This window comes from Novosphingobium lentum NBRC 107847 (assembly GCF_001590965.1).
GTDB lineage: Bacteria > Pseudomonadota > Alphaproteobacteria > Sphingomonadales > Sphingomonadaceae > Novosphingobium > Novosphingobium lentum.
In genome coordinates, this window is record NZ_BCTW01000015.1 from 35,017 (window position 1) to 58,129 (window position 23,113).

A 23,113-nucleotide genomic window follows, 5' to 3' on the forward strand; every position below is an offset into this window, starting at 1 on the left:
AGTTGCCGCCTGTGGCGATGATGCGCCTGGCGGATTCCACCCGCTTGGGGTTTTCGCCAAACCTTCTAGGGTGGCGGGCGTGAGCAAGGCGATGTGGCGATTCTGGGTCGATCGGGGCGGTACGTTCACCGATGTGGTGGCCGTTGATCCTCAAGGCACGTGGCACACCGCCAAGCTGCTGTCGGAAGATCCGGGCCGCTATGCTGACGCCGCAGTCGAAGCGATGAAGCGCCTGACCGGCACCGGGGCACACTTGCCGCCCGCCGAACTGCGCCTGGGGACCACCGTGGCGACCAACGCGCTGCTCGAGCGCAACGGCGAGCCGACCCTGTTGGCGATCACCCGGGGGTTCGGCGATGCGCTGCGGATCGGCACGCAGGAACGGCCCGATATCTTCGCCCGCGCCATCCATCGCCCCGATCCGCTTTATGCAGAGGTGATCGAAATCGACGAGCGGGTCGGGGTCGATGGAACCGTCATTCAGCCACTCGACGAACGAGCGACTCATGCCGCGCTGTCCCATGCGCTCGAGCGCGGTTTGCGATCGGTTGCGATCGTGCTGATGCATGGGTGGCGGCACACGGCCCACGAGATTGCAATCATGCGAATGGCGCGCGAGATCGGCTTCACGCAAGTGTCCGCCAGCCATCTGGTCGCGCCGCTGATCAAGCTGGTGTCGCGGGGCGATACGGCGGTGGTCGACGCGTACCTGTCACCGGTGCTGCACCGTTACGTCGCGGGGTTGGAGCACGGGCTGGGGCCGGACGTGGCCGCGCTCTACATGCAGTCGAGCGGCGGCCTTGCCCGACGCGCGGCGTTCCACGGGCGCAACGCGATCCTGTCCGGCCCGGCGGGCGGCATCGTGGGCATGGCCGAAACCGCGCGGGCGGCAGGTTTCGACCACGTCATCGGGTTCGACATGGGCGGCACGTCGACCGATGTCTCGCACCATGCCGGGCGGTACGAACGCGACAGCGAGACGCATGTTGCCGGGGTGCGACTGCGCGCGCCGATGATGCGCATCCACACCGTGGCCGCCGGGGGCGGATCGATCTGCGGGTTCGACGGCATGCGCTATTTCGTAGGTCCGCATTCGGCCGGAGCGGTGCCGGGCCCGGCCTGCTACCGGCGCGGCGGGCCGCTGACGGTGACCGATTGCAACATGCTGCTGGGCAAGCTGAGCCCTGCGCATTTTCCGCAGGTGTTCGGCCCCGCCGGCGACCTGCCGCCGGACGCTGAGGCGGCCCAAGCACGCATCGACGCGATCTGCGACGAGGTGGCGCTGGCCACCGGCGCGCCACCCGATCCGCTGGCGCTGGCCGAAGGCTTCGTCCAGATCGCCGTGGCGAACATGGCCAACGCGATCAAGGCCATCTCGGTGCGCCGGGGCCATGACGTCACCCGCGCGACGCTGGCGTGCTTCGGCGGGGCGGGCGGACAGCACGCGTGCCTGGTGGCCGATGCGCTGGGGATGACGCAAGTAATGGTCCACCCGCTGGCCAGCCTGCTGTCTGCCTATGGCATGGGCCTGGCCGACCGGCGCGAGGTGCGTGAGGCAACGCTGGGCCTCCCGCTCGACCCGACCGCGACCGATGCGATCGAGGCGTGCGTTGCACGACTGGCGGACGATGCGGGTCGGGCCTTGGGCGAGCAAGGTGCGCAAGGCAAAACGCTGCGCCGTGACGTGTCGCTCGACTTGCGCCCTGTCGGCAGCGAAAACGTCATCGAGGTCAGGCGCGCCAGCCTCGCGGAAATGACCGCGCAGTTCGAACGCGACTGGAACGCCCGCTTCGGCTTTGCGTCAACTGCCGCGCTGGTCGTCGAGACAGTGCGGGTCGAGGTCGTGGTGCACAACGCGCAGACCACGCCCTACCTCGCGGCGCTGCCGGAACGATCGACGCCGGGGACCGAGACGATTGCGATGCGCGCAGCGGGGATCGACTGCGCCGCCGTGCTTCTGCGCCGCGAACACCTCGCCGCCGGGTTTGCGATCGACGGACCGGCGCTGGTGGTCGATCCGGTCTCGACCACCGTGATCGAGCCGGGCTGGCGCGCGCGGGTCGATCCCATCGGCAATCTGCTGCTGTCGCGCATCTCAGCGCGCGCAACTCCTGCGGGCGACACCGCCTGCGACCCGGTGCGGCTGGAGATCATGGGCGGGATGTTCATGGCCATTGCCGAGGAGATGGGCGCGGCGCTTCAGCACAGCGCCTCGTCGGTCAACATTCGCGAGCGGCTGGATTTCTCCTGCGCCATCTTCGATGCGGCGGGCAACCTCATCGCCAACGCGCCGCACATGCCGGTGCATCTGGGCTCGATGGGCGAAAGCGTGCGCACGATCCTGTCGCGGCGCGGTGCGGGGGCAGACAGTCGCGGAATCCTGCCCGGCGATGCCTACGCGCTTAACGCGCCGTACGACGGCGGCACGCATCTGCCCGACATCACGGTGGTGATGCCCGTGTTCGCGGAGGCGGGCGACACCGCGCCCGCGTGGTTCGTCGCCGCGCGCGGCCACCATGCCGACATCGGCGGGATATCGCCAGGATCGATGCCGCCGGGGAGCACGACGCTGGCCGAAGAAGGCATCCTCCTCGACAACGTGCTGCTGGTCGATCGCGGCCGCTTGCGCGAGGCAGACGTGCGCGAACTGTTGGAGCAGGGCCCGTGGCCGTCGCGCAATCCCGACATGAATCTGGCCGACCTTCGCGCGCAAGTCGCCGCCTGCCAGCGCGGCTCCAGCGAACTGCGCCGCATTGCCGCCGATCAGGGCCGCGCGGTGGTCGATGCTTACATGTGCCATGTTCAGGCGCAGGCCGAACGCGCTGTCCGGGCGCTGCTCGATCGGCTCGACGACGGACGGTTCGTCTACGCCATGGACAACGGCGCGCAGGTCAGCGTCGCGGTCACGATCGATCGCGCCCACCATCGCGCGACGATCGACTTCACCGGTTCAAGCCCGCAACTGGCCGACAACTTCAACGCGCCGCTGCCGGTGGTGCGCGCGGCGGTGCTGTACGTCGTGCGCACGCTGATCGACGATGCGGTGCCGATGAATGAGGGCTGCCTGCGTCCGATTGAAATCATCGTGCCCGAAGGATCGATGCTGCGTCCGGTCTCGCCGGCGGCCGTGGTGGCGGGCAACGTCGAGACCAGCCAGGTCATCACCGATGCCCTGTTCGGCGCGCTGGGCGCGATGGCGGCGGCGCAGGGCACGATGAACAACTTCACCTTCGGCAATGCCCGCCACCAGTATTACGAGACGATCGCGGGCGGATCGGGCGCGGGGCCGGACTTCGATGGCTGCGACGTGGTGCAGACGCACATGACCAACAGCCGGCTGACCGATCCCGAAGTGCTCGAAACCAGCTTTCCGGTGCGGCTGGAGGAATTCTCGATCCGGCGCGGATCGGGCGGGCCGGGCTTGCACCGGGGCGGGGATGGCGCGACGCGGCGGGTGCGCTTTCTGGAACCGATGGCGGCCGGTATCCTCTCCAACCGGCGGATCGTCCCGCCGTTCGGGCTGGCGGGCGGGATGCCGGGCGCAACGGGCTGCAACAGCATCGAACGCGCGGACGGTAAGGTCGAACCGCTGCCCGCCACCGCCACCGCCAGCATGGCCCCCGGTGATGTGTTCGTGATCGAAACGCCGGGTGGTGGCGGGTTCGGCAGGAAGGGCGACGACTGATGCTGGTGCTGAGCGGGATCGGCGTGATCGTCGCGGGCTTCCTGCTGCGGTTCAATCCGCTGCTGGTCGTGCTGGTCGCGGCGTTGGTCACCGGTCTTGCCGCCGGGATGGACCCGCTTACGATCGTCGCGGCGCTGGGCAAGTCGTTCAACGACACGCGCTATATCTCGGTGATCTGGATCGTGCTGCCGGTGATCGGGATGCTGGAGGCCAAGGGCCTGCAGGAACGCGCCCGCGCCATCGTGGCATCCATGGCGGGGGCCACGGCGGGGCGCCTGTTGTGGGGCTACCTGCTGCTGCGCCAGCTGACTGCCGCGGTCGGCCTGATCTCGATGGCGGGCCACGCGCAGACGGTGCGCCCGCTGCTGGCGCCGATGGCGGTCGCGGCCGCCGAGCGCCAGGGGTTGAGCGGTGACGACGAGCTTGACCGGATCAAGGCGCTGGCGGCGGCGACCGACAACATCGGGGTGTTCTTCGGTGAGGACATCTTCCTCGCGATCGGTTCGATCCTGCTGATGAAGGGCATCCTCCAGTCTGCGGGCATCGCCCTGCCGCCGTTCGCGCTGTCGGTCTGGGCGATTCCTTCGGCGGTGTCCGCGTTCCTGATCCACGGGTTCCGCCTGTGGCGGCTCGACCGGCGGCTGACCCGGCGATTGGAGGGCGCGCGGCCATGATCTCGCTGGCGATGGTCTATGCGTTCGCGGGTAGCCTGTTCGCCGCGTTTGCGGTGCTGGGCGCGGCGGACCGCAGCAACCCGCGCCGCTGGACGACCGCGCTGTTCTGGGCATTGCTGGCGCTGTCGATGCTGGCGGGCGACCGGCTGGGCGATCTGGCCAACGGTGTCCTCGTGCTGGCGCTGGTGGCGATTGCCGGGGCTGGCGGGCTGGGCCGGGGCACCGCGCACGAGGTGTCAGCCGCGACGCGCGAGGCAGGCGCCACCCGGTTCGGCAATGGCCTGTTCGTGATCGCGCTCGCCATCCCGGCAACCGCGCTGGCGGGAACGATTCTGGCCAAGTACGCGCCCGGCTTGCTCGATGCCAGGCAGGCGACGCTGATCTCGCTGGCGTTCGGCGTGCTGGTGGCGCTGGCGGCAGGCTACGCATGGCTGCGCCCCGCCGCGCTGATGCCGCTGCAGCAGGGTCGGCGGCTGCTCGATCATGTCGGCTGGGCCGCGATCCTGCCGCAGATGCTCGCCAGCCTCGGCGCGATCTTCGCGCTGGCCGGGGTTGGGGGAGCTGTGGGGCATATCGTCTCGGCCAGCCTGCCCGGCGCCGGGCTGACCGCGCTGGTGCTGGCCTATGCGCTGGGCATGGTGGTGTTCACGATGGTCATGGGCAACGCCTTTGCCGCGTTCCCGGTGATGTTCGCCGCGATCGGCTTGCCGCTGCTGATCCGCGCGCACCATGGCGATCCGGCGATCGTCTGCGCGGTGGGGATGCTCGCTGGGTTCTGCGGCACGCTGATGACGCCGATGGCGGCCAACTTCAACCTGGTCCCGGTCGCGCTGCTCAAGCTGAAGGACCGCTATGCGGTGATCCGGGCACAATGGCCCACCGCCTTGCCGCTGCTGGTGTTCAACATCGTGCTGATCCGCGTCATGGCCTTTCCATGAGCCGCATCGACGAAGCCACCGCCGCCGGTTTCATGGCGCTGACGCTGGGCCATCTCGACCGGCGCTGGCCCTACAAGCCCGATCTCGTGCTGGCGGGCCCCGACGACTTTCGCCTGCCCGAACAGCTTCACCCGATCTTCCACGGCAGTTTCGACTGGCACAGCTGCGTCCATGGCTGGTGGCAGGTGCTGCGCCTTGCCCGCCTGTTTCCGGACACGGACCAGGCGGCCGAGGTGCGGGTGCACGCCAACGCGATGCTGGTGCCTGAGAAAGTGGCAGGCGAACTGGCGTTCCTGGCACGCCCGACCGCCGCAGGGTTCGAGCGGCCGTATGGCTGGGCGTGGCTGCTGGCGCTGCACGGCGAAGCGACGCGGCATGATGCAGGCTGGGGCGAAGCGCTGCGCCCGCTGGCAGAGGCGTTCGCGCTGCGGTTCCACACGTTCCTGCCCAAGCTGACCTACCCGATCCGCGTCGGCACCCATTTCAACATCGCGTTCGCGCTGGTGCTGGCGCGCGAGTGGGCGGTGCGGTTCGATCCGGCGCTGGCGGCCCTGATCGATACCCGGTCGATCGACTGGTTCGTCGGCGATCGGGCTTGCCAGGCGTGGGAGCCGGGCGGCGACGAGTTCCTGTCGCCCGCGCTGTGCGAGGCGCTGCTGATGAGCCGGGTGCTTGGGCCAGCGGCATTTGCCGACTGGTTCGACGGCTTCCTGCCGGCGTTGCCGCAGAGGGAACCCGCAACGCTGTTCCGTCCGGTCGTGGTGTCGGATCGCAGCGACGGCAAGATCGCGCATCTCGACGGCTTGAACCTCAGCCGGGCGTGGTGCTGGCGCGCGCTGGGCCGCACGCTTGGCCCCGGTCATGCGCTCCACGCGGCGATGGAGCAGACGGCGCAAGACCACCTCGACGCGGCGCTGCCGCACGTCAGCGGTGATTACATGGGCGAACACTGGCTCGCGACATTTGCGCTGCTCGCGCTGGAGGGATAGCCGCTCGCGACAATCGGCCAATGATTTCATTGCAGAATTTATCCGGTCCTTGCCTCACGCCCAAACGCATCCCCGCATCGGACGCATTATCTACCTCGGGCGTTGACAATCTGCTCGGGTCGGCGTCTTGCTCATGCCATGCTGTCGCAGAAGACGCGCTATACCATCCGGGCTCTCCAGCACCTTGCCGACCGTTTCGGTCAGGGTCCGGTCCGGCTGGACGCAATCGCGGCGGACCAGAACATTCCGCGCAAGTTCCTCACCGTGATCCTGTCGGAAATGGCGCGCGAGGGCATCGTCAATTCGCATCGCGGGCGCGAGGGCGGCTATGAACTGGCGCTGGCGCCGGTGGACGTCCGCTATGGCGACATCATCCGCCTCACGCGCGGCAGCCTGGCGCTGGTGCCCTGCGCCAGCCGCAACGCGCACGAACATTGCCCCAATTGCCTGCCCGAAGCCGAATGCCGCCTGCGCGGGCTCATGCTGCAGCTGCGCGACGAAACCGCCGCGATGCTCGACCGGATCACGCTGGCCGATCCGATTGCACTGGAACCGCCGTTTCCCGAAGCCTGACGATCTGTCGAGTGGCAGTGCGATCGCCGGACAACTTCACTTGGCGTTCAGGGGCGTGCTGGCTATAGGGCGCGCATGATGCACAACGCCCATGGCCGCACTCCGCTCCGGCTCGCCGTCCTTGCCGCTGCAATCCTCGCCATCGGGACGACCGCCGGTTGTGCCGCGGGCGGCAAGGGCAAGCGCGATACCGCCTATGTCGCGCGCGATGTCGATACGCTGTACATGGCGGCCAAGGACCGCCTGGACAAAGGCGATGCCAAGGCGGCTGCCGCGCTGTTCGACGAAGTGGAACGCCAGCATCCCTACTCGCCGTGGGCCCGCCGCGCGCAGTTGATGAGCGCGTTCAGCTATTACGTCGCGCGCGATTACAACAAGTCGGTGCAGGCCGGGCAGCGCTTCCTGTCGATCCATCCGGGCAACAAGGATGCGCCGTACGCCTATTACCTCGTCGCGCTGTGCTATTACGAGCAGATCGGCGACGTCACGCGCGACCAGAAGGTTACGCAGCAGGCGCTGACCGCGCTCAACGACGTGGTCCGCCGCTACCCCACCACGCAATATGCCACCGACGCCAAGCTGAAGATCGATCTGGTCAACGATCACCTTGCCGGCAAGGAAATGGAGATCGGGCGCTTTTACGAACGCAGCGGCAAATGGCTGGCCGCCACGCTGCGGTTCCGCTCGGTGGTGGAAAAGTACCAGCAGACCAGCCACACGCCCGAAGCGCTGTATCGCCTGGTCGAAGCCTACCTGTCGCTCGGTATTCCGGAAGAGGCGCAGAAATCCGCCGCTGTGCTGGGTGCCAACTATCCCGGCAGCGAATGGTACCAGCGCGCGTTCAAGCTGATGAACGCCAAGGCGGCGGGCACCACCGCCACCTGATTCGCTGCGGTAAGCAGTACCATCGATACGTTCACGGGCCGCGCAAGTGGCCCGTTTTCGTTGGCGCGCCGGCTCGGTGATATTCAGCCCACCGCACGGCGCGCAAAACGCCCGCTTCGGCGACGCAAAGGCAATCTTTGATTGTCTATTTAAAAAGTAGAGTTTAAAGATCGGCGCGCCAGGAGATCATTCCATGTCGCTCAAGCCCGTCTCGTCCACGATCCCCTCCCACAAGTCCGACAACGCCCCGCTCGACACTGTCGTCGAGGCGCTCGGCCGCATGAAATACGGTGTCATCCAGATTGTCGTCCATGACGGCCGGCTCGTCCAGGTCGATGTCACGGAACGCCGCCGGTTCACCTGATTCTCCCTGAAACGGGGGCTTTTTTCATAACCACATTCGATGCAGACCGGACCACCGGATGCATCCAATTCCCTTTTCCAAAGGATTTGGATATGCATTCGTTCGTCCGCAGTTCGCTGCTTGCACTTGCCGTCGCCACGGCATTTCCCGCCTATGCCGCCACGCCCGAGCCCGATTCTTCACCCAATCCAGCCCCCGATCCGGGCGCTGCCGATGATCAGCAGTCGACCTCGGTCGGCACCGGTGCCAGCGATGCCAACGCTGACATCGTGGTCACCGCGCGCCACCGCAGCGAAAGCTCGCAGGCGGTGCCGGTGGCCATCTCGGTGGTCGGGGGCGATCACATCGACAGCACCGGCGCGTTCAACGTCGGCCGCTTGCAGCAGCTCACCCCGACGTTGCAATTCTACTCATCGAACCCGCGCAACACCTCGGTCAACGTGCGCGGCTTCGGCGCGCCGCTGGGGCTGACCAACGACGGGATCGACCAGGGCGTCGGCATCTATGTCGATGACGTTTATTACTCGCGCGTCGCGTCCTCCACGTTCGACTTTCTCGATGTGAAGCAGATCGAAGTGCTGCGCGGCCCGCAGGGTACGCTGTACGGCAAGAACACCACGGCGGGCGCGATCAACATCACCTCGCGCGCGCCGACGTTCGACCTTGAGGGACGCGCCGAAATCTCGGCGGGCAATTATGGCTACGCGCAGTTCAAGGGCGCGATCTCGGGTCCGCTGTCGGACAAGGTGGCGCTGCGCCTCGCTGCATCGGCCACCCGCCGCAACGGCACGGTCGACAACATCACGACCGGCCAGCGCGACAACAACCTCAGCAACGTGGGCCTGCGCGGCCAGCTGCTATGGAAACCGGCGGGCAATCTCGAAGTGCTGGTTGCCGCAGACTACAACCACCAGAACACGGTGTGCTGCGCCACGGTCTACGTGAAGAACGTCCAGACGCAAAAGGCGCTCAACCGCCAGTACGCGGCCATTTCCGCCGTGCAGAGCTATGCCATTCCGCTGGCCGCGCAGAACCCGTTCAACCGGATCAGCGATGTCGATGCCACCTTGCGCGCGCGCCAGTCGATCGGCGGCGCTTCGGTTCGCGCCAAGCTTGATCTGGGTGCGGGCACGCTGACCTCGATCACCGCGTTCCGCTATTGGGACTGGGATCCGTCCAACGATCGCGACTTTACCGCGCTGCCGATCACCACGATCAGCCAGAACCCGTCGAAGCAGCGCCAGTTCACGCAGGAACTGCGCTACAACCAGCACAGCGATCACCTCGATTTTCAGGTCGGCAGCTTCTATTATTACCAGAAGATCGATACCGACGGCTCGCAAGTGCAGGGCCCGGCGGCCACCAAGTGGCTGCTTTCGCCCAATGCCTCGGCCAGCAATCCCTACAACCTCGACGTCCTCAACGGGCTGACTTCGACCAACACGATCCGCCTGAGGAACACCAGTTTCTCGGTCTATGGCCAGGCAAGCTGGCACCCATTGCCGGGACTGACGATCCAGCCCGGCGCGCGCGTAAACTATGACAAGAAGACCGGTTCCTATGACGCGGTGGTCACCAACGCGGCGGGTACAGTCCTCACCGGTGGACTCGTCACCACCGGCAATGCCACCCAGAAGGCGCAGCTTGGCGTGCTGCTGCCCGAAAGCTATGCGGCCCGGACGTCCAAGTGGAGCTTCTCCTACGATTTCACGCTCAGTTATGACCTCGCGCGCGATGTCCACGCTTACGCGACGTACGCCAAGACGTTCCAGACCGGCGGCATCAACCTCAACGGCGTGCCCGCCGACGCGATCACCGGCCTGCCGTTGCTGCAGTTCGCCAGCGTCGCACCCGAATCGGTGCACCACTACGAAGTCGGCCTGAAGTCGCAGTTCCTCGATCGCAAGGTCACCCTCAACCTCGCCGCGTTCCGCACCGATATCGGCAATTACCAGGCGGTGTTCAGCGCCAACAACGCCGCCTCGCTGAGCACGTTGCGCGGCTATGTCGCCAACGTGCCCAAAGTGCGCTCGCAGGGTATCGAAAGCGACTTTTCGGTGCGCCCGAGCGAGCGCTTCAACGCGTACGTCAATTTCGCATACACCGACGCGACCTACCGCGAGTTCACCAACGCGCCGCCGCCGCTCGAACTGTCCGGCGGCACGACCTTCAGCGGCACCAACTGCACGATTCCCACCGCCTTGCCCAAGGGCACCAGCCCGGTATCGTGCGACATTTCGGGTCAGCGCCTGCCCGGCGCTTCGAAATACTCGCTGTCCTTCGGGGGCGAGGCGAACCTCCCGGTGCAGCTGGCCGGCCGGCCCGGCCAGATCTATGTCGGGGCCGACGGCAACGCCCGCACCAACTTCTCCTCGAACGCGACACCTTCGGCCTCGACCGACATTGCGGGCTATACCATCGCCAACTTCCGCCTCGGCTGGCGGTCCGATCGCGACGCGCCCGGGCCTAAGCTCAACATCTACGGGTGGGTGCGCAACGCCTTCGACAAGGGCTATCTCGAACAGCTCCAGATCGCGCCGAACAGTGTCGGTCTGGTGGTGGGCAACCTTGGCGATCCGCGCACGTTCGGCGGCACGCTGCAGATCGAGTTCTGAGCAATCGACCGGCATGGGCACACTTTGGCGCCCATGCCGGTCATTCAGTGAGCAAGTTCAGGCGGCGACCGCCGTGTGGACCTGCTGCGCGTCGAGCAGCGCCTGTTCGAACTGGTCGGTCGCCCGCTCCCAGCTGAAGCTGGCGCCATGCACCGCAGCGCCCAGCCGGTCGCAGGTCAGCGCGCGGCCGATGGCATGCACAAGGTCTTCCGCCAGCGCACCGACCGTCATCGGCAGGTTGCCGGCAGGGCCGCGCCCGTCGCGCCCGACGATGTCGAGCGGTCCGGCTACCGGGAAGCCCGCCACCGGCACGCCGCAGGCCAGCGCCTCGATCATCACCAGCCCGAACGTATCGGTGCGACTGGGAAACACGAACACGTCGGCCGAGCAATAGGCCCGCGCAAGGCGTTCGCCCGACATCGTGCCCATGAACTTCACATCGGGATAGCGCGCCTTCAGCATCGCCAGATCGGGGCCGTCGCCGATCACCACCTTGGTTCCCGGCACGCGGGCATCAAGGAACGCGGCCATGTTCTTTTCCACCGCCACCCGGCCGACGTTGAGCATGATCGGGCGGGGCAGGTCGGCCAGTTCGGGCAGCGGATCGTGGCGCGGATGGAACAAGGCCGCATCGATCCCGCGCGACCACAGCGCCCAGTGGCCGATCCCTTGCGTGGTCAGTTCCTGGCCCAGCGAGGGCGTGGACACCAGCACGGCGCGGCTCGCGGCGTGAAAACGCTGCATCACCGGCCAGAAATGCCGGGCATCGATCCCGGTGCGCACCGCTGCGTACTCGGGAAAGCGGGTGTGGAACGCGGTGGTGAACGGCGCACCGTTGCGCTTGCACCAGCCGCGCGCGCTCCAGCCGATCGGCCCTTCGGTGGCGATGTGGACGATGTCGGGCGCGAAATCGGCCAAGCAGCGCGACGTGCCGAAACGCGGCGCCATCGCCAGCCGGATCTCGCTGTAGCCCGGCAAGGGCATCGTGCGGAACTGGCTGGGCGTGATCAGCTCGACCTCATGACCGCGCGCCGTCAGCCGGTCGACGGTCATGGCCAGCGTGCGCACCACGCCGTTGACTTGCGGATGCCACGCATCGGTGCAGATCGCGATCCTCATGCCGGTTGCTCCTCCCGGACCGGGCCGGTTGCGACGGGCTCCGCCTCGCGCACATCGTCGGCGTGGGCCGGCTTGCGCTTTTCCGCCGCCCAGTCGAGGATCGAGAGCGCGCCGTCGCGGTCTTCGACCAGCGCGGTGCAGCTTTCCACCCAGTCGCCGTCGTTGTAGTAGGTGACGTTGCCGATCTCGCGGATTTCGGCACAGTGGATGTGCCCGCAGACCACCCCGTCCACGCCGCGATCGCGCGCGGCATGGGCCACGGCTTCCTCGAAGTCGCACACGAACTGCACCGCGTTCTTCACGCGCTTTTTCATGTACGAGGACAGCGACCAGTACGGCAGCTTGAACCGGCGGCGAACGGCGTTGAACACCACGTTGGCTCGCAGCAACAGCTCGTAAGCCTTGTCGCCCAGGAACGCGAGCCAGCGGGCATACAGCACCACGCCGTCGAACCCGTCGCCGTGCGTCACCAGCAGGCGGCGACCGTCAGCGGTTTCGTGGATCGCCTCGAGCGCCAGTTCCACCCCGCCGAAGCCCATGCCCGCGTAAGGGCGCAGCATTTCGTCGTGGTTGCCCGCAACGAGCACCACGCGCGTGCCGCGATGCGCCATCTTGAGGATGCGGCGGACGACTTCGTTGTGCGCGTCGGGCCAGAACCAGCCCTTGCGCAGGCGCCAGCCATCGACGATGTCGCCGACCAGGAACAGCGTGTCGCATTCGATCGATTGGAGGAAATCCAGCAGCAGCGCGGCGTTGCATCCGCGCGTGCCCAAATGGATGTCGGAGATGAACACCGTGCGGTATTTGCGCTTGGGGCGGAAGCCGCGCGGTTCGGGCAAGTCGAGCCACGCGGGGATCGACCCCCGCGTCGGGCTGGCGGCGGTAAAGGCGGCGATAGCGGGGATGGCGGCGGCTGCAGTCGGGAGCGCTTTTCGCATCAGCGTACCTTTCTCTCTGGTTCGCAGGGAGAATTTACGCCGCTCAGGTTTCCGTTCCGAGGCGCAGTGTCACAGGTCTGACTTGTCGCGGATGCGCACCGCGACGGATGCGATGCCCGGTGCATCGTCCGGTATGGGGCATTAATCGACGGTGACGGGGGCCGATCGACCCGCTAAGACGGGACAAGGCCATGCTGACCGCGCTTTCCATCCGCAATATCGTCCTGATCGAGGCGCTCGACCTGACTTTCGGTTCGGGGCTGGGCGTGCTCACGGGCGAGACCGGCGCGGGCAAATCGATCCTGCTCGATGCGGTCGGTCTGGCGCTGGGCGACCGGGCGGACAGTGCCCTGGTGCGCGCGGGCGAAGACCAGGCCAGCGTCACCGCCAGCTTTGAATTCGACCGGCTGCCGCCAGCGATTCGGGCCATTCTAGCCGAAGCCGAAGTGGATGTGGAACCGGGGGAACCGCTGATCGTCAAGCGCCGGTTGCGCGCCGCCACCGACGATTCTGCGGGCGGCAGCAAGGCCTTCGTCAACGATCAGCCGGTCGGCGTGGCGCTGCTGCGCGACATGGCGCGGCATCTGGTGGAACTGCACGGCCAGCACGACGATCGCGGGCTGGTCAATCCGCGCGGCCACCGCGCGCTGCTAGATCGCTTCGCCGGGGCCGATACCGTCGGCGTGGGCGAGGCATGGACGCGCTGGCGCGGCGCCGAGGACGCGCTGCAGGCGGCGCGCGAGCAAGTCGATCGGATCGCCGCCGACCAGGACCTGCTGCTGGCGCATCTGGCCGAGCTGACCGGACTGGCGCCCGTCGCCGGCGAGGAACAGGAACTGGCCGATGCGCGCGCCGACATGCAGAAGGGCGAGCGGTTGTCGGGCGACCTCGCCGAATTGCAGCACTTGTGGGCCGGATCGGACTCGGCGCTGGCCGCGCTGCGATCGGCGGCACGGCGGCTCGATCGCATCGCGGCGGAGCATGTGCTGCTGACCGAAGCGCTTGAATCGCTCGATCGCGCGGTGATCGAGGCGAGCGAGGCGGAAGACCGGCTGGCGCGCGCCTCCGAAGCGCTGAGCCACGATCCGCAGGCGCTCGACCGGATCGAGACGCGGCTGTTCGAACTGCGGGCGGTGGCGCGCAAGCATGGCTGCCAGGTCGACGAGTTGCCTGCGAAGATGCACGACATGCGCAGCGCGCTCGATGCGATCGAGGGTGGCGAGGCGCATCTGGCGGCGTTGGACAAGGCGGCGCGCGATGCCGGGCTCGATTATCGCGCCAAGGCCGAATCGCTGTCCGTCTCGCGGGCCGAGGCCGCCCGGCGGCTCGACGTTGCGGTTGCCGCCGAACTCGCCCCGCTCAAGCTCGACGCCGCACGCTTCCGCACCAGCGTCATGCGCATGGAGCAGGATCGCTGGGGCGCCCACGGCATCGATCTGGTCGAATTCCTCATTTCGACCAACCCCGGCGCCGATTTCGCGCCACTGGCCAAGATCGCGTCGGGCGGCGAACTGTCGCGCTTCATCCTCGCGCTCAAGGTGGCGCTGGCCGAAGAAGGCGGCGCGGCGACGGTGATCTTCGACGAGATCGATCGCGGCGTCGGCGGCGCGGTCGCCAGCGCGATCGGTGAGCGGCTGGCGCGGCTTGCCAGCGGCGGACAACTGCTGGCGGTCACCCACAGCCCGCAAGTCGCGGCGCGCGGCAACACGCATTACGTCATCGCCAAGTCGAGCGAGGGCACGGTCACGCGCACCGGCGTCACCCGGCTGGACGCGGCGGGGCGCAAGGAAGAGATCGCGCGGATGCTGTCGGGCGCGGAAATCACCAGCGAAGCGCGGGCACAGGCCGATCGCCTGCTGGAGCGGGCATGATCGCGCCGGGAATGTCACTCGGCCGCCGGGAATTCGTCGGCGCGGCGGCAGCGGCGCTGCTCATGGTCCATGCAAGGGGAAATGCGATGGAAGAACTGACCGGCGACAAGGACCTGTACGGCCGGATCGGCGAACTGCGCGCGATGCCCGGCAAACGCGCCGAACTGATCGGTTACCTGCTCGACGGGTCGGACGGGATGGACGGCAACCTTGCCTACATCGTGGCCAAGGATGCCGGTAATCCGGATTCGATCTGGATCACCGAGATCTGGAAGGACGCGGCATCGCACAAGGCCAGCCTGAAACTGCCCCAGGTGCAGGCGGCCATCGCCAAGGCGCGCCCGATCATCGCGGGCTTCGGCACCTCGGCGGAGGTCATCCCGGTCGGCGGCAAGCATTGAGCGAGCCTGGCCAGCCTCCCTTGTCCGAAGCCGATGCCGCCAACGAGCTGATGCGGCTCGCGAAGGCGATTGCGCACCATAACCGGCGCTATCACGCCGAGGATGCGCCGGAGATTTCCGACGCGGAGTACGATGCGCTGGTGCGGCGCAATGCCGAGCTTGAGGCGCAGTTCCCGCAGCTGATCCGGCCCGACAGTCCGTCGCAGGCGGTCGGCCATGAAGTCGCCGCGTCGCCGCTGGGCAAAGTGGCGCACGAGGTTCGCATGATGAGCCTCGATAATGCGTTCGCGGACGAGGAAGTCGCCGAATTCCTCGCGCGGGTGCGGAGGTTCCTCAATCTGCCCGCCGATGCCGAAGTGGCGGTGACCGCCGAGGACAAGATCGACGGGCTGTCCTGCTCGCTGCGCTATGAACAGGGCAGGCTGGTGCGCGCGGCAACGCGCGGCGACGGGCAGGTGGGCGAGGATGTGACGCCAAACGTGGCGCATATCGCCGATATCCCGCAGCAACTGGCCGGCACCGTGCCCGCCGTCTTCGAGATTCGCGGCGAAGTCTATATGAGCAAGGCCGACTTTGCCGCGCTCAATGCCGCGCAACTGGCCAACGACGATCGCCTGTTCGCCACCCCGCGCAACGCCGCCGCCGGCTCGCTGCGGCAGAAGGATGCGCGCGTCACCGCCGCCCGCCCGTTGCGCTTCCTCGCGCACGGCTGGGGGGCGGCGAGCGAAGTTCCCGCCGCCACGCAGTTCGGGATGATGCACCTGATCGCGGCATGGGGCGTGCCGGTGTCGCCGCAGCTGGTACGGTGCGCCTCGCTGGAGGCGATGCTGGCGCATTACCGCTCGATCGGGGCCCAGCGCGCGTCGCTGCCATACGATATCGACGGCGTGGTCTACAAAGTCGACAGTCTGGAATGGCAGCAGCGGCTCGGCTTCGTCGCCAAGGCCCCGCGCTGGGCGCTGGCGCACAAGTTTCCGGCGGAACAGGCTGAAACCGTGCTGGAAGCGATCGACATCCAGGTCGGGCGCACGGGCAAGCTCACCCCGGTCGGGCGGTTGAAGCCGGTGCTGGTCGGCGGCGTGACCGTCACCAACGTGACGCTGCACAACCGTGACGAAATCGGCCGGCTGGGCCTGCGCATCGGCGATCGCATCGTGATGCAGCGGGCAGGCGACGTGATCCCGCAAGTGGTCGAAAACCTCACCCGCGACGAACCGCGCGCCGCCTATGCCTTTCCCGATCACTGCCCCGAATGCGGCAGCGAGGCGGTGGCGGAAGATGGCGAGGTCGATGTGCGCTGCACCGGCGGGCTGATCTGTCCGGCGCAACGAACCGAGCGCCTGCGCCACTTCGTCAGCCGCGCCGCGCTCGATATCGAAGGGCTGGGCGACAAGACCATCGCCGAATTCTTCGCGCTCGGTTGGCTGGAAAGCCCGGCCGACATCTTCCGCCTGAAAGCGCGCCGCAGCGACATCGTGGGGCGCGAGGGCTGGCAGGACAAGTCTGTGGACAAGCTGTTGACAGCGATCGAGGCCAAGCGCGCGCCCGATGCCGCGCGGCTGCTGTTCGGGCTTGGCATCCGCCATGTCGGCGTGGTCACCGCGCGCGACCTGATGAAGCGGTTCGTGACGCTGCCCGCGCTGCGTAGTGTGGCGGAACGGGCGCATTCCTCCCCGGATCGGGGAGGGGAACCAGCGAAGCTGGTGGAGGGGCAGGTTGTGGTCGTGGATGGTCCAGCCGCCAGTGCCCAACCGCCGCTGCCCCTCCACCATCCTGCGGATGGTCCGCCTCCCCGGTCCGGGGAGGAATTGGAGGCTCGCGCCGAACTTCTGTCGATCGAGGGCGTCGGCCCGGTGGTGGTCGAGGCGCTGGGAGATTTCTTCCACGAACCGCACAACATCGCGGTGTGGGACGATCTGCTGGGCGAAGTCGCGCCCCCGGATTATATCGTCATTACCAAGGACAGCCCGGTGGCGGGCAAGACCGTGGTGTTCACCGGCAAGCTAGAAACGATGAGCCGCGACGAGGCCAAGGCACAGGCCGAGGCGCTGGGCGCGCGCGCTGCCGGATCGGTCAGCGCGAAGACCGATCTGGTAGTGGCAGGGCCGGGGGCAGGCTCGAAGCTCAAGCAGGCGGCCGCGCTGGGCATCGAAGTGATCGACGAGGCGGCGTGGGCCGAGATTGTCAGGGCGGCGGGCTGACCGGGCGTTGCGACGTTAGCATCGGGGGACGCATCGAAGGGCGGGGAATCCACTTCATCACCCCGCCCGCGAACGGCGTCCACCAGCCGATCCGCACCCCGGCCGCAGCCAGCATGTCGCTGGTCCACTGGTTGCAGGTCAGCGCCACGCTGTAACGCCCCCGCGCATCATAGAACGCATCGTAGTCCGCATACCCGCGATAAGCCTGGCGCGCCGGGCCGGGCGGTTGGCGCACCGCCGCTTCGATCCGGCGCACGAGGCGGGCGTATTCATCGCTGGTCAGGCGCAATGGGCGGAAATCGTCGTCGGGCGCGGGCCTGACGAAATGCTCGACGTGGAGCAGCGGCGATCCGTCCAGCGCGGCCCATGCCGCCGTGCGCGGCGACAGATCGCCCCATGTTGGCGTGTGGAGGAACACCTCGCGCTCGCCCCAGCTGATCGCCAGGTGCGTGTAGTCGCGATCGGGAACGGGAATGTCCGAGGCGGGAAAGTCCGTGCGCCAGTCTTTTTCCGGCGTCACCAGCGGCACCACGATCTCGGTGTGGACGGCGTTGCCCGCCACCATGATCTCGATGCCGTCGCTGGGCTCGCGCCACGCCCTGTTGCGCGGGATCGATGAGCCGAGCAGCGCCGACAGCATGAACAGTCCCGCCGCCAGCAGCGTCCACGCGGCGATCGCGCGCAGCACCCTCAGGCTTGTCCCGAGGCTGGCGTGCAGCGCTTTCACCAGCGTTGCGGCCGGCCCGTCTGGCGTCCGGCGTTGTGCGATCGACCGCCGCCACGCCGACGCAGCCACAGGATCGACCAGTCGCCCCGCACGACGCGCGCGGCGAGCCGGAAGCCCGCGCGCCGATACGCCATGCGCACGGCTGGCTCCTGCGTTTCGAGCAGGCCGGCCAGAACGAGGCTGCCGCCAGCAACGACCGCATCGGCAAATGCGGGCGCCAGCTCCACCAGCGGTCCGGCCAGGATATTCGCGATCAGCAGATCGAAAGGCGCGCGGCTCGCCAGCAGCGGATGGTCCATCCCTTCGGCCACCGCCATCGCCAGCTGGCCCGCGCCGCCACCCGTCGCGATGCCGTTGGCGGCGGCGTTCTCCAGCACCACCGGCACGCACACCGGATCAATGTCGCTCGCCGTCGCCAGCGCGCGCGGCCACAAGTGCAGCGCGGCAAACGCGAGCAGGCCGGTGCCCGTGCCGATATCGGCCAGGTTGCGCACGACCGCACCCTCGGCCCGGATATGCGTGAGCATGGCCAGGCATCCGGCGGTCGTCGCGTGCTGGCCGGTGCCGAACGCGCGGCTGGCGGGCACGAGGAAGTCGCGCACGCCGGGTGCGTTCAGCGCGGGATAGTCGGGCGTGTGGACATGGAACGGTCCTTCGCGGATCGGCTCCACGCCGTGCTGGCTCAGGGTGACCCAGTCGGTCGGCGGCAGCTTTTCGACCGTGAAGGCGGGCGCATCGGCGCCGAACAGGGCCGCGAACGCCGCGCGGTCGGCCGCCTTGGGCTTGCGCGGCAGCCAGGCTTCGAGTTGCCAGTCGTCGGGCCGGTCCTCGGCCACCTCGCTGCCGCCGATGACGATGTCGGGCGACCAGTCGAACGCATCCTCGTGCGCGATCAGCGCGGCCTGCACCACTTCGCGCGGTGCCAGCGCGGTGATCTTCCAGCTTTCGTCAGCGGACATAGCTGGCTCCGTTGGCGTCGATCACGGTGCCGGTCATGCTCGGCGGCGCGTCGAGCGCGCAGAACCGGGCAATCGCCGCGATTTCCTGTGGCGTGGCGACGCGGCCGAGCGGGATGTCGGCGAGCAGCGCCGCGCCGCCGCGACTGGCGAGGTAATCGCCCGCCATGGCGGTGTCGGTAAACCCCGGCGCGATCGCGAAGCTGAGGATGCCGCTGGCCGCGTAACCTCGGGCAATGGTCTTGTGCAGCGCGATCATCCCGCCCTTGGCGGCGGCATAGTGCCAGTGATCGGGCGAATCCCCGCGATAGCCGGCGCGGCTGGCGATATGGACGATGCGGCCCCTGACGGCGTCATCGGCGCCGTCCGACGCCAGCCAGTGACGGACCGCAAACCGCGAAAGCTGCGCTGCGGCGGTCAGGTTGATCCGCAGCGTGTCTTCCCAGTTGTCGAGCCACACGATGTCCGACACTTCGAGCGGGCTGGCTTCGAACTGCCCCGCGTTGTTGACCAGGACATCGATCCTGCCGCCCGCCAGTTCCAGCGCCTGCTGCCACAGAGCGTCGGGTGCGCCGGGCGCGGCAAGATCGGCGCCGATCACACCGGCTCCGTTCCTGCTACCGTGGCGAATGACCGTTGCGCCCGCGCTGGACAAGGCATCGGCAATGGCCAGGCCGATGCCACGGGTCGAGCCGGTGACGAGGATGGTGGGTGCGTGCATCCGGCATCCCTAGGCGCAAGCCTGCCATGGCTGCAACTGCGCCCCCGGCTTGCGGCAATTTTCGTGGGCTAGCGCGCTTGCGCGGGGCGGCAAATCGACTAATACCGATTCTCAATTGTGCCGCGCGAAAGCGTGGCTCGACGCGACGCGAGGGGGCTCCACATGGCGCAGACGCACAGCAACCGACCGCTTTCGCCGCACCTCCAGATCTGGCGCTGGGGCCCGGCCATGCTCGTCTCGATCCTGCACCGGGTCTGCGGCAACGCGCTGGCGTTCGGCGGGCTGGGCTTGCTGCTGTGGTGGCTGGGTGCGCTGGCCAGCGGGCCAGAGGCGTATGGCACGTTCATCCACTGGGTGTGGACGCCCGAGCCGGACCGCGCGATCCAGTCGTTCACCAGCATCCTGGGCAAGATCGCGATCGTCGGGCTGACGTGGGCGTTCTTCCAGCACATGGTGTCGGGGCTGCGGCACTTCGTGCTCGACGTGGGCGCGGGTTACGAGCTGGAAACAAATTCGCGCTGGTCGATCGCCACCATCGGCATTTCGATCGTGCTGACCATTCTGTTCTGGGCCGTCGTGCTGCTGCGCTGAACGCGCGGCCGGATGATCTTTTCAATGCGGGGAAACCATGGGTAACGGAACGTCAATCGGACGCGTGCGGGGGCTGGGTTCCAGCCATCATGGCGCGCAGCACTGGCTGGTGCAGCGCTTCACCGCGATCGGCAACCTGATCCTGGTGATCTGGCTGCTCGCCAGCCTGGCGTTCATGCCGGGGTATGACTACGCCACGGTCTCGACTTGGCTGGCCAAGCCGGTTTCGGCCACCGCGATGATCCTGCTGATCCTTAGCACGTTCTGGCATGCGCGCCTTGGCGTGCAGGTGATGATGGAAGATTATGTCCACGATCACGGGCTGAAGTTTGCCGCGCTGGCCGCGCTCAACGTGGTGCCGCTCGCCGCCGGAGCGTTCGGGGTGATCTGCGTCCTTCGTCTCGCGCTGGGAGCACACTGAGATGGCCACCGCTGCTTCGTCGCAACCCGCCTACAAGATCATCGACCACACGTACGACACCGTCGTGGTCGGCGCGGGCGGTTCGGGCTTGCGCGCCACCATGGGCAGCGCCCAGGCCGGCCTGCGCACCGCCTGCATCACCAAGGTGTTCCCCACCCGCAGCCACACTGTTGCCGCGCAGGGCGGCATCGCCGCCAGCTTGGGCAACAACAGCCCGGATCACTGGACCTGGCACATGTTCGATACCGTCAAGGGGTCTGACTGGCTGGGCGATCAGGACGCGATCGAATACATGGTGCGCGAAGCACCTGCCGCCGTCTACGAACTCGAACACGCCGGCGTGCCGTTCTCGCGCAACCCCGAAGGCACGATCTACCAGCGTCCGTTCGGCGGCCACATGCAGAACATGGGCGAAGGCCCGCCGGTGCAGCGCACGTGCGCTGCTGCCGATCGTACCGGCCACGCCATGCTCCACGCGCTCTACCAGCAGAGCCTGAAGTACGACGCCGACTTCTTCGTCGAATACTTTGCGATCGACCTGATCATGGAGAACGGGGAATGCCGTGGCGTGATCGCCATGTGCATGGACGATGGCTCGATCCATCGCTTCCGCAGCCACGCCGTGGTGCTGGCGACCGGCGGATACGGCCGCAGCTATTTCACCGCGACCAGCGCCCACACCTGCACCGGCGACGGCGGCGGCATGGTGCTGCGAGCGGGCCTGCCGTTGCAGGACATGGAATTCGTGCAGTTCCACCCCACCGGCATCTATGGCGCGGGTGTGCTGATCACCGAAGGCGCGCGGGGCGAGGGCGGATACCTCACCAATTCCGAGGGTGAGCGGTTCATGGAACGCTATGCCCCGTCGGCCAAGGATCTCGCCAGCCGCGACGTGGTCTCGCGCTCGATGGCGCTGGAAATCCGCGAAGGCCGGGGCGTGGGCCCGCACAAGGACCACATCTACCTCCACCTCGACCACATCGACGCCAAGGTACTGGGCGAACGCCTGCCCGGGATCACCGAAAGCGGCAAGATTTTCGCGGGCGTGGACCTTACCCGCCAGCCGCTGCCGGTGGTGCCCACGGTGCACTACAACATGGGCGGTATCCCCACCAACTATCACGGCGAAGTCGTGACGATCGGTGCGGACGGCAACCCCGAAACGATCATCCCCGGCCTGTTTGCGGTGGGTGAGGCGGCGTGCGTCTCGGTTCACGGCGCCAACCGGCTTGGCTCCAACTCGCTGATCGATCTCGTCGTGTTCGGCCGCGCCACCGGCCTGCGCCTCAAGGAACTGATCAAGCCCGGCACTGCGCATCAGGCCCTGCCCAAGGACAGCGCCGACTTGTCGCTGACCCGGCTCGACCATTTCCGCAACGCCAAGGGCGGATCGCCCACCGCCGAAGTGCGCACCGAGATGCAGCGCACGATGTCGGCGCACGCGGCGGTGTTCCGCACCGACGAGCTGATGGCCGAAGGCAAGGTCAAGCTCGCCGCCACGTATGAGAAGATGCAGGACATCCACGTGTCCGACCGCTCGCTGATCTGGAACTCGGACCTGATCGAGACTCTCGAACTCGACAACCTGATCAGCCAGGCCTCGGTGACGATGCATTCGGCATTCAACCGCAAGGAAAGCCGCGGCGCCCACGCGCACGAGGATTTCCCCGATCGCAACGACGCCGAATGGATGAAGCACACCGCCACCTGGTTCGACGGCTGGGGCGGCAAGGGCGGCGGAATCAAGATCGACTACCGGCCCGTGCATGAGTATACGCTGACGGACGATGCGGAGTACATCAAGCCGAAGAAGCGGGTGTACTGAGTGGCAACCGTCCGCGAGATTTCGGAAGCATTTCACGTTTTTTATGAAGCACTTCGGGACCCTGAATTCTCTAAATCACTGCGACTTAATGAGTGGACTGAACGCGAACTTTTGCCGTTAGTTCGCACATTCCTTCTCGGTTGGTTCGGTCAAGGACAAGTCGCACCTGAAGTGATGAGTGCATTGCCGGGTAAAATTACTGGTTACGGACGTCTCGACTTTGTTGTCCGCGGCGTTGCTGTTGAATTGGCTGTTCGATGTAGGGGAGGGTCTCGCAGTAATCTTTCTGCTACGGTGAACGCGGATGAAATTAAAAAACTAATGAAATTTGACGGACTTGCCGTACTTATTTTGTTGGATTTTACCAATGACCCACTTGATGACCAAGCGATCGAGAAATTTCGCGAATGGCACTCTTTGCTGCATGGTCGTCACAAGAAATCTCCATTTAACGTGTCACACCACTACCGCGATCCAGATACCAAGTTGTTAGTCCATCATACTATAAATGTGCGGGTTTGAAGTTTCGGCAGCAATCCACTAATTGCCGCTGACAGCATTTCTATCCGCCGTCGCCCCTGCGGAGGCAGGGGCCTATCCGCGCTCTCATCATTACGCG

The 23,113-nt window shown here is 67.0% G+C and carries 20 protein-coding genes; 15 read left to right on the forward strand and 5 right to left on the reverse strand.

The features are described from left to right. Window positions 1–91 precede the first annotated feature (91 nt). From NL2_RS14000 to NL2_RS14030, 8 genes are all read left to right on the forward strand, one after another. A complete protein-coding gene (locus NL2_RS14000) occupies window positions 92–3,685 on the forward strand; it encodes a hydantoinase B/oxoprolinase family protein (RefSeq protein WP_068076389.1) in 3,594 nt (1,197 codons plus the stop codon). Beyond that, complete coding sequence (locus NL2_RS14005) at window positions 3,685–4,359, forward strand: DUF969 domain-containing protein (RefSeq protein WP_068076316.1); 675 nt, start codon at window positions 3,685–3,687, stop codon at window positions 4,357–4,359. The genes NL2_RS14000 and NL2_RS14005 overlap by 1 nt, the downstream gene beginning before the upstream one ends. Further along, window positions 4,356–5,297, forward strand: coding sequence for a DUF979 domain-containing protein (locus tag NL2_RS14010; RefSeq protein ID WP_068076317.1), 942 nt, complete (start codon window positions 4,356–4,358; stop codon window positions 5,295–5,297). The genes NL2_RS14005 and NL2_RS14010 overlap by 4 nt, the downstream gene beginning before the upstream one ends. Next, on the forward strand, window positions 5,294–6,286 hold the full coding sequence (locus NL2_RS14015) for a DUF2891 domain-containing protein (protein WP_068076318.1): 993 nt from the start codon (window positions 5,294–5,296) through the stop codon (window positions 6,284–6,286). The genes NL2_RS14010 and NL2_RS14015 overlap by 4 nt, the downstream gene beginning before the upstream one ends. 138 nt (window positions 6,287–6,424) lie before the next feature. Further along, the gene (locus NL2_RS14020; protein ID WP_068076319.1) at window positions 6,425–6,859 is read left to right on the forward strand and encodes an RrF2 family transcriptional regulator; all 435 of its coding nucleotides are present in this window, start codon (window positions 6,425–6,427) and stop codon (window positions 6,857–6,859) included. A gap of 75 nt (window positions 6,860–6,934) precedes the next feature. Next, on the forward strand, window positions 6,935–7,744 hold the full coding sequence (locus NL2_RS14025) for an outer membrane protein assembly factor BamD (protein WP_068076320.1): 810 nt from the start codon (window positions 6,935–6,937) through the stop codon (window positions 7,742–7,744). Window positions 7,745–7,937: 193 nt separating this feature from the next. Continuing rightward, window positions 7,938–8,108 carry a YezD family protein gene (locus NL2_RS20835; protein WP_084356097.1) on the forward strand — a complete coding sequence of 57 codons (171 nt, stop codon included), beginning with the start codon at window positions 7,938–7,940 and terminating at the stop codon, window positions 8,106–8,108. Window positions 8,109–8,200: 92 nt separating this feature from the next. After that, window positions 8,201–10,723, forward strand: a complete 2,523-nt coding sequence (locus tag NL2_RS14030) for a TonB-dependent receptor (RefSeq protein ID WP_068076321.1) — start codon at window positions 8,201–8,203, stop codon at window positions 10,721–10,723. Between the two features lie 57 nt (window positions 10,724–10,780). Here the strand turns inward: NL2_RS14030 and NL2_RS14035 are convergent, their stop codons facing one another. Continuing rightward, window positions 10,781–11,842 (reverse strand): glycosyltransferase family 4 protein, encoded by a 1,062-nt coding sequence (locus NL2_RS14035; RefSeq protein WP_068076322.1) that lies wholly within the window; start codon window positions 11,840–11,842, stop codon window positions 10,781–10,783. Beyond that, the gene (locus NL2_RS14040; protein ID WP_068076323.1) at window positions 11,839–12,780 is read right to left on the reverse strand and encodes a UDP-2,3-diacylglucosamine diphosphatase; all 942 of its coding nucleotides are present in this window, start codon (window positions 12,778–12,780) and stop codon (window positions 11,839–11,841) included. The genes NL2_RS14035 and NL2_RS14040 overlap by 4 nt, the downstream gene beginning before the upstream one ends. Window positions 12,781–12,971: 191 nt before the next feature. Here NL2_RS14040 and recN point away from each other — a divergent pair, with 191 nt between their 5' ends. From recN to ligA, 3 genes are read left to right on the forward strand one after another with little or no spacing between them, the layout of a single operon-like run. Next, entirely contained in the window at window positions 12,972–14,651 is a 1,680-nt protein-coding gene (gene recN / locus NL2_RS14045) for a DNA repair protein RecN (RefSeq protein ID WP_068076324.1), read from the forward strand. Next, complete coding sequence (locus NL2_RS14050) at window positions 14,648–15,052, forward strand: putative quinol monooxygenase (RefSeq protein WP_245647692.1); 405 nt, start codon at window positions 14,648–14,650, stop codon at window positions 15,050–15,052. The genes recN and NL2_RS14050 overlap by 4 nt, the downstream gene beginning before the upstream one ends. Window positions 15,053–15,072: 20 nt before the next feature. Next, window positions 15,073–17,253 (forward strand): NAD-dependent DNA ligase LigA, encoded by a 2,181-nt coding sequence (ligA, locus tag NL2_RS14055; RefSeq protein WP_281191029.1) that lies wholly within the window; start codon window positions 15,073–15,075, stop codon window positions 17,251–17,253. On the opposite strand, the gene NL2_RS14060 is transcribed toward ligA, so the two are convergent. From NL2_RS14060 to NL2_RS14070, 3 genes are read right to left on the reverse strand one after another with little or no spacing between them, the layout of a single operon-like run. Then, entirely contained in the window at window positions 17,237–17,980 is a 744-nt protein-coding gene (locus NL2_RS14060) for a TIGR02117 family protein (protein ID WP_245647693.1), read from the reverse strand. The two genes, ligA and NL2_RS14060, sit on opposite strands and share 17 nt — an antisense overlap. After that, window positions 17,977–18,939: a 50S ribosomal protein L11 methyltransferase gene (locus NL2_RS14065; protein WP_068076325.1), complete on the reverse strand. Its 963-nt coding sequence runs from the start codon at window positions 18,937–18,939 to the stop codon at window positions 17,977–17,979. Before NL2_RS14065 ends, NL2_RS14060 begins: the two co-directional genes overlap by 4 nt. Beyond that, entirely contained in the window at window positions 18,929–19,657 is a 729-nt protein-coding gene (locus NL2_RS14070; protein WP_068076326.1) for an SDR family NAD(P)-dependent oxidoreductase, read from the reverse strand. The genes NL2_RS14065 and NL2_RS14070 overlap by 11 nt, the downstream gene beginning before the upstream one ends. Before the next feature lie 162 nt (window positions 19,658–19,819). Here NL2_RS14070 and sdhC point away from each other — a divergent pair, with 162 nt between their 5' ends. From sdhC to NL2_RS20840, 4 genes are read left to right on the forward strand one after another with little or no spacing between them, the layout of a single operon-like run. Continuing rightward, a complete protein-coding gene (gene sdhC / locus NL2_RS14075) occupies window positions 19,820–20,248 on the forward strand; it encodes a succinate dehydrogenase, cytochrome b556 subunit (protein ID WP_068076327.1) in 429 nt (142 codons plus the stop codon). Window positions 20,249–20,285: 37 nt separating this feature from the next. After that, entirely contained in the window at window positions 20,286–20,669 is a 384-nt protein-coding gene (gene sdhD, locus NL2_RS14080) for a succinate dehydrogenase, hydrophobic membrane anchor protein (protein WP_068076328.1), read from the forward strand. Between the two features lies 1 nt (window position 20,670). Further along, on the forward strand, window positions 20,671–22,494 hold the full coding sequence (gene sdhA / locus NL2_RS14085; RefSeq protein ID WP_068076329.1) for a succinate dehydrogenase flavoprotein subunit: 1,824 nt from the start codon (window positions 20,671–20,673) through the stop codon (window positions 22,492–22,494). Beyond that, window positions 22,495–23,016, forward strand: coding sequence for a hypothetical protein (locus NL2_RS20840; RefSeq protein ID WP_084356098.1), 522 nt, complete (start codon window positions 22,495–22,497; stop codon window positions 23,014–23,016). The last annotated feature ends 97 nt before the right edge of the window (window positions 23,017–23,113 follow it).

What these genes read in the sequence shown, in the direction of transcription:
- NL2_RS14005 (WP_068076316.1), top strand. Translation starts at nt 3,685, where the DNA reads ATGCTGGTGCTGAGCGGGATCGGCGTGATCGTCGCGGGCTTCCTGCTG.
- recN (WP_068076324.1), top strand. Translation starts at nt 12,972, where the DNA reads ATGCTGACCGCGCTTTCCATCCGCAATATCGTCCTGATCGAGGCGCTC.
- sdhD (WP_068076328.1), top strand. Translation starts at nt 20,286, where the DNA reads ATGGGTAACGGAACGTCAATCGGACGCGTGCGGGGGCTGGGTTCCAGC.
- NL2_RS14020 (WP_068076319.1), top strand. Translation starts at nt 6,425, where the DNA reads ATGCTGTCGCAGAAGACGCGCTATACCATCCGGGCTCTCCAGCACCTT.
- NL2_RS14070 (WP_068076326.1), bottom strand. Translation starts at nt 19,657, where the DNA reads ATGCACGCACCCACCATCCTCGTCACCGGCTCGACCCGTGGCATCGGC.
- NL2_RS14040 (WP_068076323.1), bottom strand. Translation starts at nt 12,780, where the DNA reads ATGCGAAAAGCGCTCCCGACTGCAGCCGCCGCCATCCCCGCTATCGCC.
- NL2_RS14050 (WP_245647692.1), top strand. Translation starts at nt 14,648, where the DNA reads ATGATCGCGCCGGGAATGTCACTCGGCCGCCGGGAATTCGTCGGCGCG.
- NL2_RS14010 (WP_068076317.1), top strand. Translation starts at nt 4,356, where the DNA reads ATGATCTCGCTGGCGATGGTCTATGCGTTCGCGGGTAGCCTGTTCGCC.
- NL2_RS20835 (WP_084356097.1), top strand. Translation starts at nt 7,938, where the DNA reads ATGTCGCTCAAGCCCGTCTCGTCCACGATCCCCTCCCACAAGTCCGAC.
- NL2_RS14025 (WP_068076320.1), top strand. Translation starts at nt 6,935, where the DNA reads ATGATGCACAACGCCCATGGCCGCACTCCGCTCCGGCTCGCCGTCCTT.
- sdhC (WP_068076327.1), top strand. Translation starts at nt 19,820, where the DNA reads ATGGCGCAGACGCACAGCAACCGACCGCTTTCGCCGCACCTCCAGATC.
- NL2_RS14000 (WP_068076389.1), top strand. Translation starts at nt 92, where the DNA reads ATGTGGCGATTCTGGGTCGATCGGGGCGGTACGTTCACCGATGTGGTG.
- NL2_RS14015 (WP_068076318.1), top strand. Translation starts at nt 5,294, where the DNA reads ATGAGCCGCATCGACGAAGCCACCGCCGCCGGTTTCATGGCGCTGACG.
- NL2_RS14065 (WP_068076325.1), bottom strand. Translation starts at nt 18,939, where the DNA reads ATGTCCGCTGACGAAAGCTGGAAGATCACCGCGCTGGCACCGCGCGAA.
- NL2_RS14030 (WP_068076321.1), top strand. Translation starts at nt 8,201, where the DNA reads ATGCATTCGTTCGTCCGCAGTTCGCTGCTTGCACTTGCCGTCGCCACG.
- sdhA (WP_068076329.1), top strand. Translation starts at nt 20,671, where the DNA reads ATGGCCACCGCTGCTTCGTCGCAACCCGCCTACAAGATCATCGACCAC.
- NL2_RS14035 (WP_068076322.1), bottom strand. Translation starts at nt 11,842, where the DNA reads ATGAGGATCGCGATCTGCACCGATGCGTGGCATCCGCAAGTCAACGGC.